12 protein-coding genes are annotated in these 15868 nt (G+C 38.8%); all 12 read right to left on the bottom strand.

Translation table 11 applies throughout. From position 1 onward, the window contains the following. Positions 1 to 11 precede the first annotated feature (11 nt). Positions 12 to 1049 (bottom strand): heparin lyase I family protein, encoded by a 1038-nt coding sequence (locus B4Q04_RS04910; protein WP_088696139.1) that lies wholly within the window; start codon positions 1047 to 1049, stop codon positions 12 to 14. A gap of 27 nt (positions 1050 to 1076) precedes the next feature. Then, the gene (locus B4Q04_RS04905) at positions 1077 to 2189 is read right to left on the bottom strand and encodes a glycosyltransferase family 4 protein (protein WP_088696138.1); all 1113 of its coding nucleotides are present in this window, start codon (positions 2187 to 2189) and stop codon (positions 1077 to 1079) included. Between the two features lie 28 nt (positions 2190 to 2217). Then, positions 2218 to 3354: a glycosyltransferase gene (locus B4Q04_RS04900; RefSeq protein ID WP_088696137.1), complete on the bottom strand. Its 1137-nt coding sequence runs from the start codon at positions 3352 to 3354 to the stop codon at positions 2218 to 2220. A gap of 115 nt (positions 3355 to 3469) precedes the next feature. Continuing rightward, positions 3470 to 4678, bottom strand: coding sequence for a glycosyltransferase (locus B4Q04_RS04895; RefSeq protein ID WP_088696136.1), 1209 nt, complete (start codon positions 4676 to 4678; stop codon positions 3470 to 3472). A gap of 57 nt (positions 4679 to 4735) precedes the next feature. Beyond that, positions 4736 to 6100, bottom strand: a complete 1365-nt coding sequence (locus B4Q04_RS04890; RefSeq protein WP_088696135.1) for a lipopolysaccharide biosynthesis protein — start codon at positions 6098 to 6100, stop codon at positions 4736 to 4738. 14 nt (positions 6101 to 6114) lie between these two features. Further along, positions 6115 to 7500, bottom strand: a complete 1386-nt coding sequence (locus tag B4Q04_RS04885; protein ID WP_088696134.1) for an O-antigen ligase family protein — start codon at positions 7498 to 7500, stop codon at positions 6115 to 6117. Positions 7501 to 7552: 52 nt separating this feature from the next. Next, a complete protein-coding gene (locus tag B4Q04_RS04880) occupies positions 7553 to 10072 on the bottom strand; it encodes a GumC family protein (RefSeq protein WP_123772330.1) in 2520 nt (839 codons plus the stop codon). A 102-nt stretch (positions 10073 to 10174) separates the two neighbouring features. Continuing rightward, the gene (locus B4Q04_RS04875; RefSeq protein WP_088696132.1) at positions 10175 to 10996 is read right to left on the bottom strand and encodes a polysaccharide biosynthesis/export family protein; all 822 of its coding nucleotides are present in this window, start codon (positions 10994 to 10996) and stop codon (positions 10175 to 10177) included. 98 nt (positions 10997 to 11094) lie between these two features. After that, positions 11095 to 12486 (bottom strand): exopolysaccharide biosynthesis polyprenyl glycosylphosphotransferase, encoded by a 1392-nt coding sequence (locus B4Q04_RS04870; RefSeq protein ID WP_088696131.1) that lies wholly within the window; start codon positions 12484 to 12486, stop codon positions 11095 to 11097. 152 nt (positions 12487 to 12638) lie between these two features. Next, positions 12639 to 12776, bottom strand: a complete 138-nt coding sequence (locus B4Q04_RS22675; protein WP_161496043.1) for a hypothetical protein — start codon at positions 12774 to 12776, stop codon at positions 12639 to 12641. Positions 12777 to 13148: 372 nt separating this feature from the next. Further along, positions 13149 to 14783, bottom strand: coding sequence for a phosphoenolpyruvate carboxykinase (ATP) (gene pckA, locus B4Q04_RS04865; RefSeq protein WP_088696130.1), 1635 nt, complete (start codon positions 14781 to 14783; stop codon positions 13149 to 13151). Between the two features lie 178 nt (positions 14784 to 14961). Continuing rightward, complete coding sequence (locus tag B4Q04_RS04860) at positions 14962 to 15747, bottom strand: universal stress protein (protein ID WP_046287428.1); 786 nt, start codon at positions 15745 to 15747, stop codon at positions 14962 to 14964. Positions 15748 to 15868: the final 121 nt, after the last annotated feature.

Here is a 15868-nt window from a genome sequence, read left to right as displayed (position 1 = left end):
AGTCGTGATAGTCAGTCTGGCATTACCTCATTATAAGACGGCTTGAGGTAATCTTTGTCTAGGGGTTTCCTGGTAATTATACGAAGAACCCCCATAGAGGTACTCAAAGAAGTCACTCCTTGCACTTTCGACTCTTCAATTTTATCGGTATGGGTCCAGTTCCATTTATAAATACCCCATTTTGCATTTCCCCCTACAGGGTTGCCTGCCCTTACGGTTCTTTGTTTTTTGTTGAGGACCATTATTCCATTTATCCAGACTTGCAACAGCCCTCCCGTATGGTCTCCCCATATTACATGAACCACAATCCTAAGTGTATCTCCAGCTTTCGGTATAAAGCCAGTAGGATAATAAAAACTTTTTGAGGCATAGGCATTATTTACCACATGAATCTCGCCCCCTTTTGAACTACCCGGGCCACCTTGGTTCATACTCCATAAAGCAATAAGAGGAGGCTTCCCCCATGTTCCTTCATGTACCTGAAAAAAAAGCCAAGGATTTTTTTTATCAATAATATAATCTTCATCAAAGGAATAATCCCATCCAAACCATTCTTCCGTACCGATGGGATGGTTGACCAACCAAGGAGCAGTCCTTATTTCAGCCCTCATGTTATAAGGCCTTTCACAATAATCGTTAGAAATAGGCTCTTGGGGATCTATATGGAACCTAAGACGCCCCTCATGAATACTGACCTGATCCGCATTACACTCTGTATCGATTTTCAAGTGATGTTCACCAAGAAATATCTTTTTACTTCCCACACTACTGAGCGAACACGACATATCCGCCCAACACCAAATTTTACAACCACTTTCATCAGCACGCCCCCCTTGGGTTACGCATCTCGTTTTTTCTGTTGAATCGATACTAATGGGTCCCTTTACATCACTTTCCTTTACCATACCCGTATAATCATCGCTGCCAGAATAGGTCAATTCCCCTCTAAGCTCCGATGATTGCCTCACTCCTTTTTTTCGTATCGCATATTGAAGCGAAAACGACACAAACACAGTTACAACGAATACATAAGCCCAATTCTTTGACATTTTACTTCTGTATAATTAAAAAGAAAATCACATATTTTGGTACAGGTGCTTATATTCAAGCACAATCTTATCCCAAGTATAACTAGAGGTTACTTTTTTTTGAGCATTAAGTCCCCGCTTATCAAAAGAAGCCCTGTTGTTTTCTATCCATTTAATCTTATCGGCCAAGTCACCTACATTTTTATTCTTAAAAAAAAGGACTTCCTCTTGACTAAAGACCTGTGTATTTTCAGGTATATCGCTGGCTAAAATAGGCTTACCCGTAGTGGCCACTTCAAGAAGCATAATAGACATACCTTCCGTTTCCGAAGGAAAAACAAAATACTCACTTCGTTCTACCAAAGCCAACAAGGGAGACAAAGGGCTCACAAAACCCAAAAAATGCACCTTTAGGCCAGTAGCTAGTTTTTTTATTCGTTCTATATATGCGGGATAATTATCCAATTCTCCTGCGATAAAGATATGCCCCTTATAATCCATTTTCTTATATGCCTCAAGCATAGTGTGCAACCCTTTCGTCCCCATAATCCTTCTCGCAGCAAATAACACATAAGGAGTGTCTTGAGGCAGGCCAACAGGCCAAAACTCAACATCTCCCGCATGTTGTTTTCCTTCGGCAAGATTAATCCCATTCGGAATAAACAACACATCGACATTGTTTTGTTCTTTATAAAAATCGCAAAGGGGCCGTGAAATAGCGGTTTTTACTCCTTTAAAGTTCAAAAACCTTCGTTCACATACTTTGAAAAAAACCTTTGCCAGTTTACCCCATTTATCTCTCTTATAAGGAGCTTCATGCGCCGTAGCTATAACTTTAGCACTTTTCGACAAACCATCCAAGAAAAAGAAACTATCTATTTTATGCGCATGGACAATATCATACTTTCCAAAAAAACGAATATGTAAATAACACAGAAAATAATATAAGAAAACACCAAAATTGCCAAATTTAATTTCTGGAAATTGAACCACTTCAACCCCTTTTATATGTTTCTTAGCCTGCTCATTTTTGTAACAATAGATAGTAATGTGGTAATCGTCGACCAAGTTTAATATGATGTTTTCAGCTACCCGGCTAGTACCCCCTCGAGAAGGGAAATATTTTATTCCGAAAAAGGCAATTCTTTTCTTGTCTTTCATTTTATTTAATCTCTAAAAAGATATATAATCAGACCGTTTTTGAACAGGCGTCAGTTTGATTCCCTACGAACATACACCCTTCCTCGATTTCCAAATTGTCAATATGATCGATCAATTTTAGATAATTCGAGCGAAAGGTCTTATAACTAAAATTAGCAGTTAAATGTTCAAGACTCGATTTGCCCATTTTAGTTCTCAATGAAGGAGAAAGCACCAATTCCTTGAGATAATCGCTTAGTTTCTCAACATCATCAACTTCTGCTACAAAACCATTCTTGCCATGAAGCACCAACCTTTTATTATCTCCCGCATCGGTAGCTACTATCGGCAAGGAACAGTTCATTGCCTCCATAATCGCATTACTCACGCCTTCAAAGGAGGAAGTACATAAATAAATATCGGCAGAAAGCAATAGCTCGAAAATATCCTTAGGCTCGGTAATAAGTTCGACTTCTTGTTCCAAATTTTGTTTTTTTATCTCTGTGCGTATTATTTCTTCACCCGGCCCTTGACCTACAATGGTATAACTAATCCTCTTATCAGTGTCACCAAGGTTCTTTTTTAAACGAGCTATGCATTTTAAAGCAGCATCATATCTTTTTTGTTCAACAAGTCTTCCCACGCTAATAACCTTAATCACACTTTCTTTTTTTTCGCGATTAGGCACTGGCTTCAATTCTATTCCATTGGAGATAACAAAAACCTTTTTCTTAAAACCGAATTTCAAAGCCGCCCTGTAAGCAGCAAAATTATTGGCAATCGTATAGTCAAGAATAAAATTGTTCGCCCATTTTAGACCTATAAACTTTGCACGGGCTAAATAGCTGTTTCTGATACCACCTATTACATACGGAACCCCGGCAATTTTCCCTAAAATAGCCGAAAAAATACTATCAGTAGGTAAAAATGAAAAAACTATATCTATCTCATTACACCTTAAAAAACGAATGAAACTCAAACTTTTCAAAACAATGTTGGCTGGCAAAAAAACGTGTTCAATACCTTCTTTTTCGATAAAAGAAATATGTGGCCTATGTATTGGCTTATCGCTTAGAACGACAACAGTAACATTATGATTTCTTCTTAAAGCCTTGGCCAACAATAAACATTGCTTTTCTGCTCCTCCCCGGTTAAGTGAGTTGATCGTAATGCAAATATTTTTCATATGTACCTTAACTTTTCAGAATACAAACGGGCAACTTGATTTTCAAATAGAATTACCCGTACAACTTATTAAATCTTGACGTAATTAGATACGCATGTAAACAGCTTGTCCGACGTTATGTGGCTGATATATTTTCAACAAATTCCCACATGTTTTCACCAAGGGTCCTATAGTCAAATTCTCTACGCCCCATTTCTTGACCCTGCAAGCCTATTTCCTTTGATTTTATCGGATTCTCAATTATAAATTTCATTTCCTTTGAAAAGGCATCCATATTATAACTATTAGCTATCAACGCTGTTTTTCCATGTTCAAAATAGTTTTTTACCTCCCCTATATCCGTTGTAATAACCGGATTTCCTGAGGCCAAATACTCCCCTATCTTGTGTGGGAAACGCGCCCTATCTTGAACGGTTGGCCTTAAGGGTATTAATAAGGCTATAGCATTTACGTACAGCTGCACCAATTCAGAATAAGGTATATTGGAAAATAATTTTATGGGCGCAGTCTTATATTGCTTATTGACTTCTGCCTGTAAGTCTTCCGTTTCTTTTACACTACCTCCGCTTACAATCATGTACAATTTAGTTTCTTCGTTATCGGCTATACGCTCATAAGCGCCAATAACGAAATCGCGCACTTCTTTGTACCTGAAACTACCACAATAAAGGAAGTAAGGCTCGCTATCCTTCCTTTTTACACTAAACTTGTCAAAATCACAAATAATGGGCACTTTCATGTTTGGCTTTCCAGGACAAACTTTGGCATAATACTCATGTAATTTATCACTGATTGGCAATGCTCCTTGATACAATTTAATCACCCAATTATCAAGAAAGAAATCGTTGATTCTTCGAAAAATAGAGGTTCTATGCTGCATTGAAGAAGCCATTTCCACCAAGTTCACAGCCATCGGCACATTCAACAACCTAGAAAACATCCAATAACGCAAAATGTGGACCACTTTCATCTCAGAGACAATAATCATATCTATACCTTGAGACGACTTAAGCGCTTTCAAGGTGTGAAACTCTCCCAATATACCGGCAATCTTCTGTAAGTTTCTCCTGAGAAAACCTTTCGGTTTAAAAATACTGTCTGAAGTATAGAAATAATCTATTCCTTCAAATTCCCCCCGTAAAGGAAAGTTTGCATTACCATCTTTAGAATGCACCCCTTTTCTACAAATAACCGTAGACTTAGCCCCAACATGAACAAAGGCCCTAGCCATTAGGGTCAACCTTTGAATTGTTGCCAATCCTAAGGGAAAACCAGATTCCCCCAAAAAAACAATATGTTTACTACCAAGCTTCTTATTGTGCAAAACACGAAATATTAAATTAATACTAACTAGCCTTCACACCTTAAATAGGTATTTTTGCTATCTCGCCCATATACCCTTGTCGCTTTTTGACAAAATTTTACCAACCTGAACGGGCGATACAATGGCCACTGGAATTAGACTAACTATTGTTCCCAATACAATACCTACAACGCCCAGATCCAATAATTTTACAAAAAAGATAGATGCAGGTATATTAATACATGCCGCAAAAACCCAAGCGTACATTTGTAGTTTTACCTTACCCGTACCGTTTATAACAATATTAAATATATTCACCCATGTAGTCAGACTGACCGAAATAGCCACTGCCACTGAAACAACAATAGGTACTTCCAAGTGATCTTGCAGCCACAACTTGTACACATACGGTGAAACAATTACCATAATTATTGCAATGATCAATGTACCTACCCAAACCTTCAGCACCGTCTTCAACGACTTTCTCATCCATTCAAAATCCCCTTTAGCATATGCCTCTATATTAGAAGGCCACAGCTGATTTGTGATTATAACAAAGAGCATTGTAAAAACCGAAAGATATTTAAATGCTGCCTCGTACTGAGGAACGCCTTCCAAAGAGACAAAACTGGCAATTAATATGTTGTTGGTTTGATGTATGACAAGCATTGCCATTTTAATAACAAAAAACTTGGTCCCCAAGGAAAATATATCTTTAAAATATTCGCGTTTTGCGTGTTTGAAGGAAGGCCTATACTTAAGGAATTTACGTCTAAAATAAAAGATACCTACCCCTAAAGGAACCAAAGCGAACGTAAGGGCTTTTGCTGATCCGAACAAAAACAAAGAATCCGATTGGATATAAGGCAATATAAGGATCAGTACCAAAAATGAAAACTTCGTAAGAAAGGTGAAATATTCCACATATGCCATTTTTTGTAAGGCATAAAATATTTCATATACATTTCCTGCGATGAACCGTATACCGAAAGCTACGATGATTACCGCGCCAAGCAATTTTACTTCGGAAACAAGAGAACTTTCTACGCTTAACCAATCAGTCCAAGGAAACGCAAAATTAATAATTAACAAAACGGCCACGACAAATACAATTATCATGGCTAGCGCAAAGTATGCCGTACTTACATATGCAACAGCTTTTTCATCATCATTTTTAGCAACGGCTTCACCGAACTTATTTCTGAGACCGAGGCCAATTCCAATATCAAAATTCAAGAACCAATCAATAACCGACAAAAGGGTAAGATAAATACCAAATTTAACGGCTCCTAAATAATCTAAAGACAATGGAAAATAAAGAAAGCCAATCAAGATACCGAGCCCCTTAATTAAAATAGTAAAAAATATATTCTTTTTGGCCTTTGCAGACCTACCCTTACCTTCTTTTCCAACAAGAGCTTTTACCTTTTCAAATAACTTCATACGTGAATCTTAACCTATTTTAGACGATTGGTTTTTGAGGTAAATACTCGACTCTCTTCTATTTTGTGTATTCCCATACCCATACCGATATGTACGGCATAAAGGACGGACAAATAAGATAAGAACAGAAACGTATTGGTCAGGTTTCCAATCATAAATATGATACTTACCAAAAACGGTATCACAAAATATAGGTTTGTATGAAACGAACGAGAATAATAATACGCGGACAAAATCACAAATAAAGTAAAACAAACAGCTGCCGGAATACCATATTCAAACAAAGACGAGAAATAACCGCTGTGCAAACTACCCGTTTTGGCGGTTGCCCGGTCACGGTCTTGGGTTATCCTCAACAAATTAACGTAATAAACTTCGTTTTTGAGCCCTCCGAAGCCTAGCCAAGGTTTCTTGTCGATATTGTTTAAAACCATCGTATAGTAGCCCTTTCTTCCCCCTACCGAATCTGTTAAACGTTCTTTCACCAAGGTACTATTCATAATATCCTGATAATAAAATATTGAAAGAGATAAAACTATTGCCAAACCGGTCAGACCTACAAATAAAAGTTTTTCCAACGCCACTTTATTAATGAAAATTAAATAGGTCACCAATACCAAGGCTAGTATAATCCAACTCATTCTCATAAACGAGGTTACCACGCCTATAGAAAATAAAATGACCAAACCGGTTTTCCATATATTTTTTTTGATGGTAGTAAGCACCCAGACAATCGCAATAATCAGGAAATACGAATTATAATATTCTGCAGTAAAGAGGCCATTTGACCTTAGAACATCACCAAAAGCCAGTCTTTCATCACCGATTCTAAGAAAATAAGGATTATAGGCAAATTGAATAATCGCCACAATACTATTAAAAATAGCCCCTATAATAATCGATTTTCCGATCAAATCATAGGTCGGTTGATCGGCCATAAGTTTTAAACCAAAAAGGATAATCACAAAAGCAAATGACTCGAGAACCGTTTTTAAAGCGTCGCCCATACCTACATCTTCAATATTGACGCCAATGGAAATGGACAGCAATATGATGTATAACACTAGAGGAATAATAAACAAAGGTGTTTTTCGGGTGGCTGGAGATGCCAACTTTTCTTTTGACAACCATGTCTTTCTCACAATAAAAAAGAGCAAAAGAAGGTATATAAGCCGAAGAGGCTGTATCTCAAAAAAACTGAAGCCGGGAATCTTTATGGTTAACAGGTCATTTATGTTTCCGGTCAAAAAATAAAACGACAACAACAAGCCTTCCAATTTGTATTTTGACTCGCTTTTATAAGTCAAATAAGAAGCTATGATTCCTGCAATTACAAAGTAGATGTAAAAGTGGTGAATCTGAACACCGGTCCAATTAAAATGTTGTTCGTAATTACCCATTCCTATATATTCGGTTCAAAAGTGAGCAAAGTGCTTATAAAGGAATTCAACCCTATACCGAAAAAGACTTATCTATCAATTGTTTTTCCTTGTTCAAACCATATTTTGCCTCGTAGCCATATTTATGATCTTCTTTAAGGGCATCGTTAAAAATGATATAGCTCTTTTTCTTTTTATCCCGAGGAATCAAATTATCTAGATCTTCTAAAAACTCCACTTTAGAGATATTCCTTCGTACCACAAAAAGATTGATATCCATAACATCTAAAAGCAACAAAAAGTCGGACACCAAACCTACTGCGGGAGTATCTAAAATCACATAATCGTATTCTTCCCTGAGTTGCGCTACAATAGTTTTCATTTTATCGCACGACAACAACTCATGAACATTACCGTCTACAATCGATGTTGGTATAAATTTGAGGTTATCGAGTTTGTCGTGGGTGTAAATTACATCTTGAACTGATTTCACCTCTCCTTTAAGATAATTTGAAAGTCCCCTCCCTTTCACCTTACCTACATGGTCGACCAAACTAGGATTCCGCAGATCGGCATCGATTATAATAGTCTTCTTTCCTGCTTCCGCAAAGGTTATACCCAAGTTAATGGCACTGTAGGTCTTTCCTTCTTCTGGCAAAATCGAAGTAATGCCAATGACACCTTTATCTTCCGAGTTAACGAGCTTAAGGTTGGTACTTAAGTCCCTAAACGATTCTTTTAGTTTCCATAATGCCACCTCGGAATCGGCATCGGTAGGTTTGAGATTTTCATTTACAAAATCGAAAAGCCTACTCGTTCCTTTAAATTTTCTGATCCACTTTTCAACCTCAACACCCAAAAAAGGAATGCCGCGGGATTTATCGGTCGAACTATTGTCGTAGTGAACAATGCTGGCAATAATAGGCATATCGCTATTGGCCATTACCTGATGAACGTTCTCTATGGTATCGTCAGGTGAAAAGAATATCATCCATCCAAGAGGTATGAGCATACCAAGAACCACGGCCAAGGCCAGCAAAAGTGATTTTTGTGGCGCCACGGGGCCGTTCCCGACCATTCTAGCTTCATCTAACACCCGTGTATCCGAAGTGCTTTCCGCCCTTGCTATACCTGTTTTTGCCAACTCTTGGCTTAGGTATTTATACAAATTTTCATAAAGGGTGTTCTGTCGTTGAATATTGAGCAGTTGTATTTCCCGGGTAGGCAAAGAACTGATTTCCTCATCAATGCTCGAGAGCTGTGACGTAATCCCCCCCAATGCCGCTTGTGATGACCTTACGGCACTTCTTAAGTTGTTCAACAACAATTCGGTCGCCTCTTGTATCTGCCCATTTAAAATGGTCATTTCCTCATTGTTACTGGTCACATAAAACTTCTTTCTTGATCGTTCGGCGTAAAGTTCTTTTAGCTCAAGAATGTTTTGGTTGATAAGCGGGTCTTCTATACCTATACCCGATGGCATTATAAAATCATCATTATTCCTATTATTTCTTACACTACGCATGATAGAATTATAATAGTTGATGTTCATTTTGATCTTGGCCGCCTCAACTTGTAGATTGTTCGTCTGATCAAGCGCGTTGGAAGCCGTAGCCCCAAGGTCAACCGCCTTTTTATCAATTTTAAACGCTTCCAACTCTACTTCAAACCGAGTTAACGAATCTGATATGATCATTAATTGGTTTCTAATAAAGGCTTCTTTTCCGGCAGCGATTTCATTTCTTGAAGAAAGTTCGTTTTGCACATAGTTTTCGGTCAGCTTCTTAAGAAAGTCAACTTCTTTGCTAACGATAGGCCCTGAAGACACAATTTTAAATATACTAGCCTGTATATCAATATTATCAGCCTCAAGCTTACCCATATAGTCCTTGGCTACATTTTCAATATTGCCGATGACAAAAGTAAAGTCATCCCCATCAAAGTCCTCTATATTGACACTATACTCGGGACGATTAAGGGTGAACGTAAAATACTCGTGTTCGACCATGTCCCCGAACTTATACTCTTGCGAAAAATCAAAGCTTCGTTCAACCTCGCGAACCGAACCGTTCTGTGGATTGGAAACCGCAAATTCATCATCGGCCTCAATAGTCAACCTATAATTATCGCCCCCAAGTAACTCCACTTCAAAAGGAATCCCATAGAGTTGAGGCTTAGACCGGTTTAAAGTGACTTCAAACGGAAAATAGCCATACCTCTCTTGTGAAGAAAACAGACTTTCGGTGTGGTAAGACACGTCAAAATTAAGGTCTTCTATGGTCTGCCTGATAAGACTGAACGACTTTAAAATACCTATTTCATTATATAGGTTCTTTTCCATCTCGATGAGGCTTACACCCCCATCAACATACTTACTGTCACCTAAAACGCGGTTTCGGCCTTTAGAATCGATCAGTACCGAGGACGACACTTCATATATAGGCGTTGCTGCAGCTATATAAACCAATGCCAAAAGCAGGAAGAAACCAATACTGGACATAAAGAACATTTTGTTCTTATATATCTTCCGAAAAAATAATTTTAGGTTAATCTCTTGCTGAGGGTTAACTTGATTATTCTTTTTCTCTTTCATTATATTATCATTATTGTTTTCCCCAATACCGTACAACTTTGTCCGCACCCGGTTTGGGATGTAATTCTCACCCTATACCCTATATTTAAAACGACATTGCAGTTAGTTCGAATTGAAACTCAACACCAAAATAGTTGTCGATATAGCAGATAAGACCAGACTGAAGACTCCAAGATTCCTTTGGAAGAGATTTTCTTTTGAAGTCTCTATATACAACACGTCGTTCGGATGCATGAAATAGTAGGGCGACCTTATGATACTAGGGCTAGTCAGGTCTAGGTTTACAACAATTGACTTATCCCCTTGTTGGCGAATTAATTTTACATTCTTTCTTTTTCCGGAAATATTAAGGTCTCCTGCAGCACTCAGGGCTTCAAAAATTGTTGCCTGTGTATTATAAATGTAGGTCGTGCCCGGATTTTTAACATCTCCTAAAACAGAAATCTTGAAACTGGTAAGCTTTACGGAGACCACCGCGTTCAACAAGTATTTGTCAATTTCACTCTGAACCATATCCCTGATTTCTTCCACGGTCAGATCTTGCACTTTTACCTTGCCTACCACGGCCAAGGTTATAGTACCCTCTTTATCTACCGTATAGCCGTTCAAGAACAAAGACGCAGGATTTGCCTGTAAATTCTTGTTCTCCACCATTGAATTATTAAAATACATCACCTGATCGGGATCTCTGCTCTGCACCTTTACACTTAACACATCATTTGGCTGTACCCCGTATTCGGTGGGACGCAAACGAATGGTCATTTCCTCATCAGAACTTTGCAAATAATTAACCCCTTTTGAGGTATAACAGGAAGTCAACGATAAAGTAACCAATACTACCATAATACGCTGTACCCATAATGCGGAAGGCCAACATTTAAAAAAAGTGAACGCTGATTTTCTAATGCTTGGTTTGATTGTCATCTCTTGAATTTTACTTGGTCTTTGTTTTATTGCATTTCAGATGGTATAGAACATACGTTTACAACAAGGTTCTTGATCTATTAAGAGGTAGTTTATTCCTAAAACGCTTTTTTATGATGGCTTCCGAAAATGGTTAAAAAAATAATTTTTGCGTCTAACCACGGACTCCAATTTTCAATATACCACAGATCGTGCTTTACACGTTGGCTTTTTTGTTCGTCGGTTATGGTTGGACCTCTCCATCCGTTTACCTGTGCCCATCCGGTAATACCCGGCTTCACATAGCCTCTCACCATATAATCATTAACACTCTTTCTAAAATCGTCTTGAAGATTCACTCGATGTGGTCTAGGACCGATAACACTCATCTCTCCCTTGAGCACGTTATAAAACTGGGGCAACTCATCAAGGTCCGCCTTTCTCAAATATTTGCCGATTCGAGTTATACGGGGGTCATTAACCACTGTAGACTTGGCGTTGTGCAAAGGATCTTCGGTTACCGACATGGTTCTAAACTTATAACACTTAAAAGTATCCGCAGCCTCGCCTTTGCGGTAAGGGGTATAAAAAATCGGCCCCTTAGAGTCTAGCCGTATTAAAATAGCAATTATTAGAAAAACAGGAGATAACAAGATGAGTGTTACCAAAGCAAAACAGAAGTCGAACAAACGCTTCAATATGGCCGTACTAAAATGATCGAGAGGAGACTCCCTTAATTTAAAAACGGCCAAATCTCCCATAGCAACGGCTTTGTAGTTTTTCGACATCAACAAGGGATTGGCTGGAATTAATTTCACCCGTACTCCAAAACTATCCGCAATTTTTATGGTTGCCAGGATCTTTTCATGCTCGACCCCTGACATGGCAATAAATATCTCGTCTATCTTTCTATCTTTTAAAACCTTAGGAAGGTCGTCAACAGCCCCAAAAACACTCATATCGAGCTCGTTCTTTACCAACTCTTTTTTATCTTCAAGATAGCCGATTACATTATAACCATATTGGGTCATAGCATTTGTAAAACCCTTCAGGTTCTCACTATCATAGCCAGAACCAATCAGTAAAGTGTCGGAAAAAAGGTGAGAAGCCCTTTTCTTTAAGTAGTGTAATAAGTATTTATGACTGATCAGATTGAGATATGAAAAGATAAATATGGGAATAATAAAAGTAGACCTTGGAAAATATCTGATCTTCAACAAAATAACCACACTCATCACAAATCCTACGAAGAAAAAGAGCGACGTAACAATGCTCTTAAAATATCCATAATCAGGATTAAAATAAAATTCGTTGTTCCTGATGTAGAGAATTATCACCAACCAAGTTAGGTTGTAAATCCCTATCAACCTTACCATATTCAAAAGTATGGCCGTATCGCTAAATGAAAAATCGGGAAGCCTAAACATAAGGCACACCACTAGCACCACATTTAGCAGAATAAATTCAAACGCTAATAAATTAATAAGTACATACCTATTTTTCGAATTCATGGGGGAAATTTAGTTGGCTATAACATAAAAATTAATGGCTATCACTTATGTAGTGACCAACGGACGCCAAATATAAGAATGAAATAATTAACATTTCTTCAATATAAGCCCTGCAAAGACAATCAACCAAATTATTAGTTAATCGGTATCTTTTAAAGGGAAACATCAAGAAACACGCTACCCATATGAGCCGGTATTTCCCAAACCACATCATTCTTCCCTCGTTCGGAATAACAGCTATCGATACTTCGTAATTGGCAACTGAACAAGGCAGAACAAATCTTTTTCATTACAGGTTATTAATAAGCCATTTACACTTCAAAAGCTAAAAATAAACCTTACATCCACAAGCAACGGCACATTAACTAGGCTATTCTACCCTACTCAACTTACAAATCACATCATCTTGATTGTCAGTCAATACATTCACATAAAAATACTACATTTTTTCAAAGGAAAAATACTACTTCTATTATTACGGCTTAACCGCCCCATTCTACTTGTAAAATTTGAATGGAGCCGCTTTGTCCCAAAGAAAAAGGGAAGCCATTAGCTTCCCTTTTTCTCCCATTCGGGTTTCCTGTAATCACACGCTTTTTCGTCGCGCTTCTTCGTAAGGGCTACGCCATATCATCCCTAGCCTTCAAACAACGAGGGGCCAATTAAATATGATGGTCTATGACCTGGTGGGCATCAATTAACGGTCCACCATGTATGACCTCATCCGAAGCTTGGTTAATAAACTTGTCGAAATTTAGATGAAAGGAATGGGCCAATTGTATCGCCTTGCTGATATAAGCTCCTTTCTGAAGCCAAGTATTCATAGGGTCCAACAATTCAGTAGGCACATTATGGCAGTATTTAGGCATGTGCAAACCAAAAATAGGATGCTGTTCATAATCTACCCTTTCCAACTCCCCTTCTAAAATAGAGGAAATCATAGCCCGTGTGTATTTCAATTTAATTCTAGAGCCCACCCCATAAGGACCACCGCTCCAGCCCGTGTTCAAGAGCCAGACGTTCACATGGGCCTCGGTCATCTTTTTACTGAGCATTTCGGCATAGACCGTCGGATGCAAGGGCATAAAAGGCTCCCCGAAACAGGCCGAAAAAGAAGGTACAGGTTCGTTGATACCTGCCTCCGTACCCGCAACCTTCGCCGTGTAGCCCGAAATAAAATGATAAGCGGCCTGCCCCGGTGTAAGCTTCGATACCGGTGGTAAGACGCCAAAGGCATCACAGGTCAAAAAGAAAATGTTCTTTGGATTGCCTCCGTAAGAAGGCACCTGTATGTTGTCGATATGATGGATCGGATAACTTACCCTTGTATTTTGCGTAATGGAACTATCGGAATAATCGACCTCTTTGGTCCCTTCCTTAAATACTACATTTTCCAAGAGCGCCCCAGGTCGTATGGCACGGAAAATATCAGGCTCTTTTTCTTCGGTCAGGTCGATAACCTTGGCATAACAACCTCCTTCAAAGTTAAAAACGATGTTATCGGCAGTCCAACCGTGCTCGTCATCGCCTATAAGTTTACGCTTTGGATCGGCGGACAAGGTTGTTTTACCCGTCCCCGAAAGACCAAAGAATATGGCCGTATCACCGTTCTCCCCATAATTGGCGGAACAATGCATGGGCAAAACGTTCTTCTCGGTAGGCAGAATGAGGTTGAGGGCCGAGAAAATTCCTTTTTTAATTTCACCGGTATAGGCAGAACCCGCAATCAAGACCGTTTTGTTCGTAAAATCTAGGACGGAAAAATTTCCCGCCCTTAGACCGCTATTGGCCGGGTCTTTGGCTTCGTAACCGGACGCACATATGACCAGCCATTCTTCCTCAAAGTTTTTAATTTCATCATCGGCCAACTGAATGAACATGTTCTTTACAAAGTAATTCGACCAAGGGTATTCCGTAATCGTACGTACGTTCATTCTATACGCTGGTGCCGCACCTACGTAGGCATCGCGCACGTACACTTCCTTATTCGACAAATACGCTACTACCTCGTCGTAAAGCTTTTTGAAGTTTTCCGGGGCTATCGGTTTGTTTATCCGGCCCCACCATACTTTATCTTCGGTATAATTGTCCTTTACGATAAAACGGTCTTTTGGCGAACGCCCCGTAAACTTTCCTGTATTGACACAAAGCGTACCATTAGCGGTCTCGGTCCCCATACCTTTTTCAAGGGTCAATTTTTGAAGGGTCTCCCCGTCGAGGTTCCAATTGGCCTTTACATTTTTCAGCCCATACTTTTCAAGGTTGGTATTCTTTGGTGTTCGAGATAGTGTTTCCATACTTCCATTTTTTTATTCATATTAAAAGGCCCTATTACGGACGCCCCAAGCCGCATTCCCTTCTTAATGACCGCCACCACAGCTCCCCTGACAGCTAAAAATAGTCCACATATCAGGGAAGAATGACAATGGACAAAGCCACGAACAATACTGCTATGATTTCTTTTGTTTATATGGTCTAATCAATAGCAAGTACCGGAATATGGGAATGTAAAGTCAACATTTCAGTAAGTTCTCCCTTTGACGGTTCGCTTTTCTGTACGTGGTTTCTAGGAAGAATAGCAATCATATCAAGCTCATTTTTAGACGCATAGTCCAGTACCCCTTTAACTACATCGGGATTTTCCACGAAAACATGCTCCGAATAGAAGCTTTCCAGATAATACTCTAAGGTATTTTCATTTTTCTCATCTGCAGGGGAATACCCGTAAGTTTCTTGACTGTTCTGTACGGTAATTACATATACCTTGGCATTGAAGCGTCTTGCCACCCTAAGCAAGGTATCAAGAACACGTTTATCTTCAATTTCTTCTTTTCCCAATACTAAACCGATTCGCTCTATTTGAAGCTTATCGGAGGTAAAGGGCACTACCAAAACCGGACAATCTATCTCCAAAACCAACTTCGATGTATTTGTGGGCGTAGAATCCTCCTTGTCGAATGCACCGAACGTACCCATGATAATAAGGTCTATCTGTTCTTCTTTCTGGATTTTTACCAATGATTCGGTCAAAGTTCCATTTATGACCATCCACTCGATCTTGTTCTTAAGAATTTTGGCATATTCTTGCTCAATACCTTTAAAAGCCTCCCTAGCCATATCCATATCATTACTTTCGGAAATATGGGCCAGTACGATTTTAAGTTTAGCATCTTGCCCTACATAATGCACGGCATAATCAAGCGCCTTTTTTGAAGTCTTGGAAAAATCAAAAGGAATAAGAATTGTAGGCTTTTGTTTCATCGTATGTAATTGATTATCGTTTACTTCAAATTTAGACACTGTATACCCCAAAAAACATGATTGTCGTCATATAAGCGAAATTTAGAATGCACAAGAACCTCCTTAAACCCACCAACCTTCC

The sequence above is a fragment of the Zobellia sp. OII3 genome (assembly GCF_002211465.1).
Lineage (GTDB): Bacteria > Bacteroidota > Bacteroidia > Flavobacteriales > Flavobacteriaceae > Zobellia > Zobellia galactanivorans.
Note: the sequence above shows the minus strand (reverse complement) of the source record. Positions and strands in the feature narration are given on the sequence as shown.

Coding starts and splice junctions, on each gene's coding strand:
- B4Q04_RS04910 (WP_088696139.1), bottom strand. CDS start 1,049: ATGTCAAAGAATTGGGCTTATGTATTCGTTGTAACTGTGTTTGTGTCG.
- B4Q04_RS04905 (WP_088696138.1), bottom strand. CDS start 2,189: ATGAAAGACAAGAAAAGAATTGCCTTTTTCGGAATAAAATATTTCCCT.
- B4Q04_RS04900 (WP_088696137.1), bottom strand. CDS start 3,354: ATGAAAAATATTTGCATTACGATCAACTCACTTAACCGGGGAGGAGCA.
- B4Q04_RS04890 (WP_088696135.1), bottom strand. CDS start 6,100: ATGAAGTTATTTGAAAAGGTAAAAGCTCTTGTTGGAAAAGAAGGTAAG.
- B4Q04_RS04885 (WP_088696134.1), bottom strand. CDS start 7,500: ATGGGTAATTACGAACAACATTTTAATTGGACCGGTGTTCAGATTCAC.
- B4Q04_RS04880 (WP_123772330.1), bottom strand. CDS start 10,072: ATGAAAGAGAAAAAGAATAATCAAGTTAACCCTCAGCAAGAGATTAAC.
- B4Q04_RS04875 (WP_088696132.1), bottom strand. CDS start 10,996: ATGACAATCAAACCAAGCATTAGAAAATCAGCGTTCACTTTTTTTAAA.
- B4Q04_RS04870 (WP_088696131.1), bottom strand. CDS start 12,486: ATGAATTCGAAAAATAGGTATGTACTTATTAATTTATTAGCGTTTGAA.
- B4Q04_RS22675 (WP_161496043.1), bottom strand. CDS start 12,776: ATGAAAAAGATTTGTTCTGCCTTGTTCAGTTGCCAATTACGAAGTATC.
- pckA (WP_088696130.1), bottom strand. CDS start 14,783: ATGGAAACACTATCTCGAACACCAAAGAATACCAACCTTGAAAAGTAT.
- B4Q04_RS04860 (WP_046287428.1), bottom strand. CDS start 15,747: ATGAAACAAAAGCCTACAATTCTTATTCCTTTTGATTTTTCCAAGACT.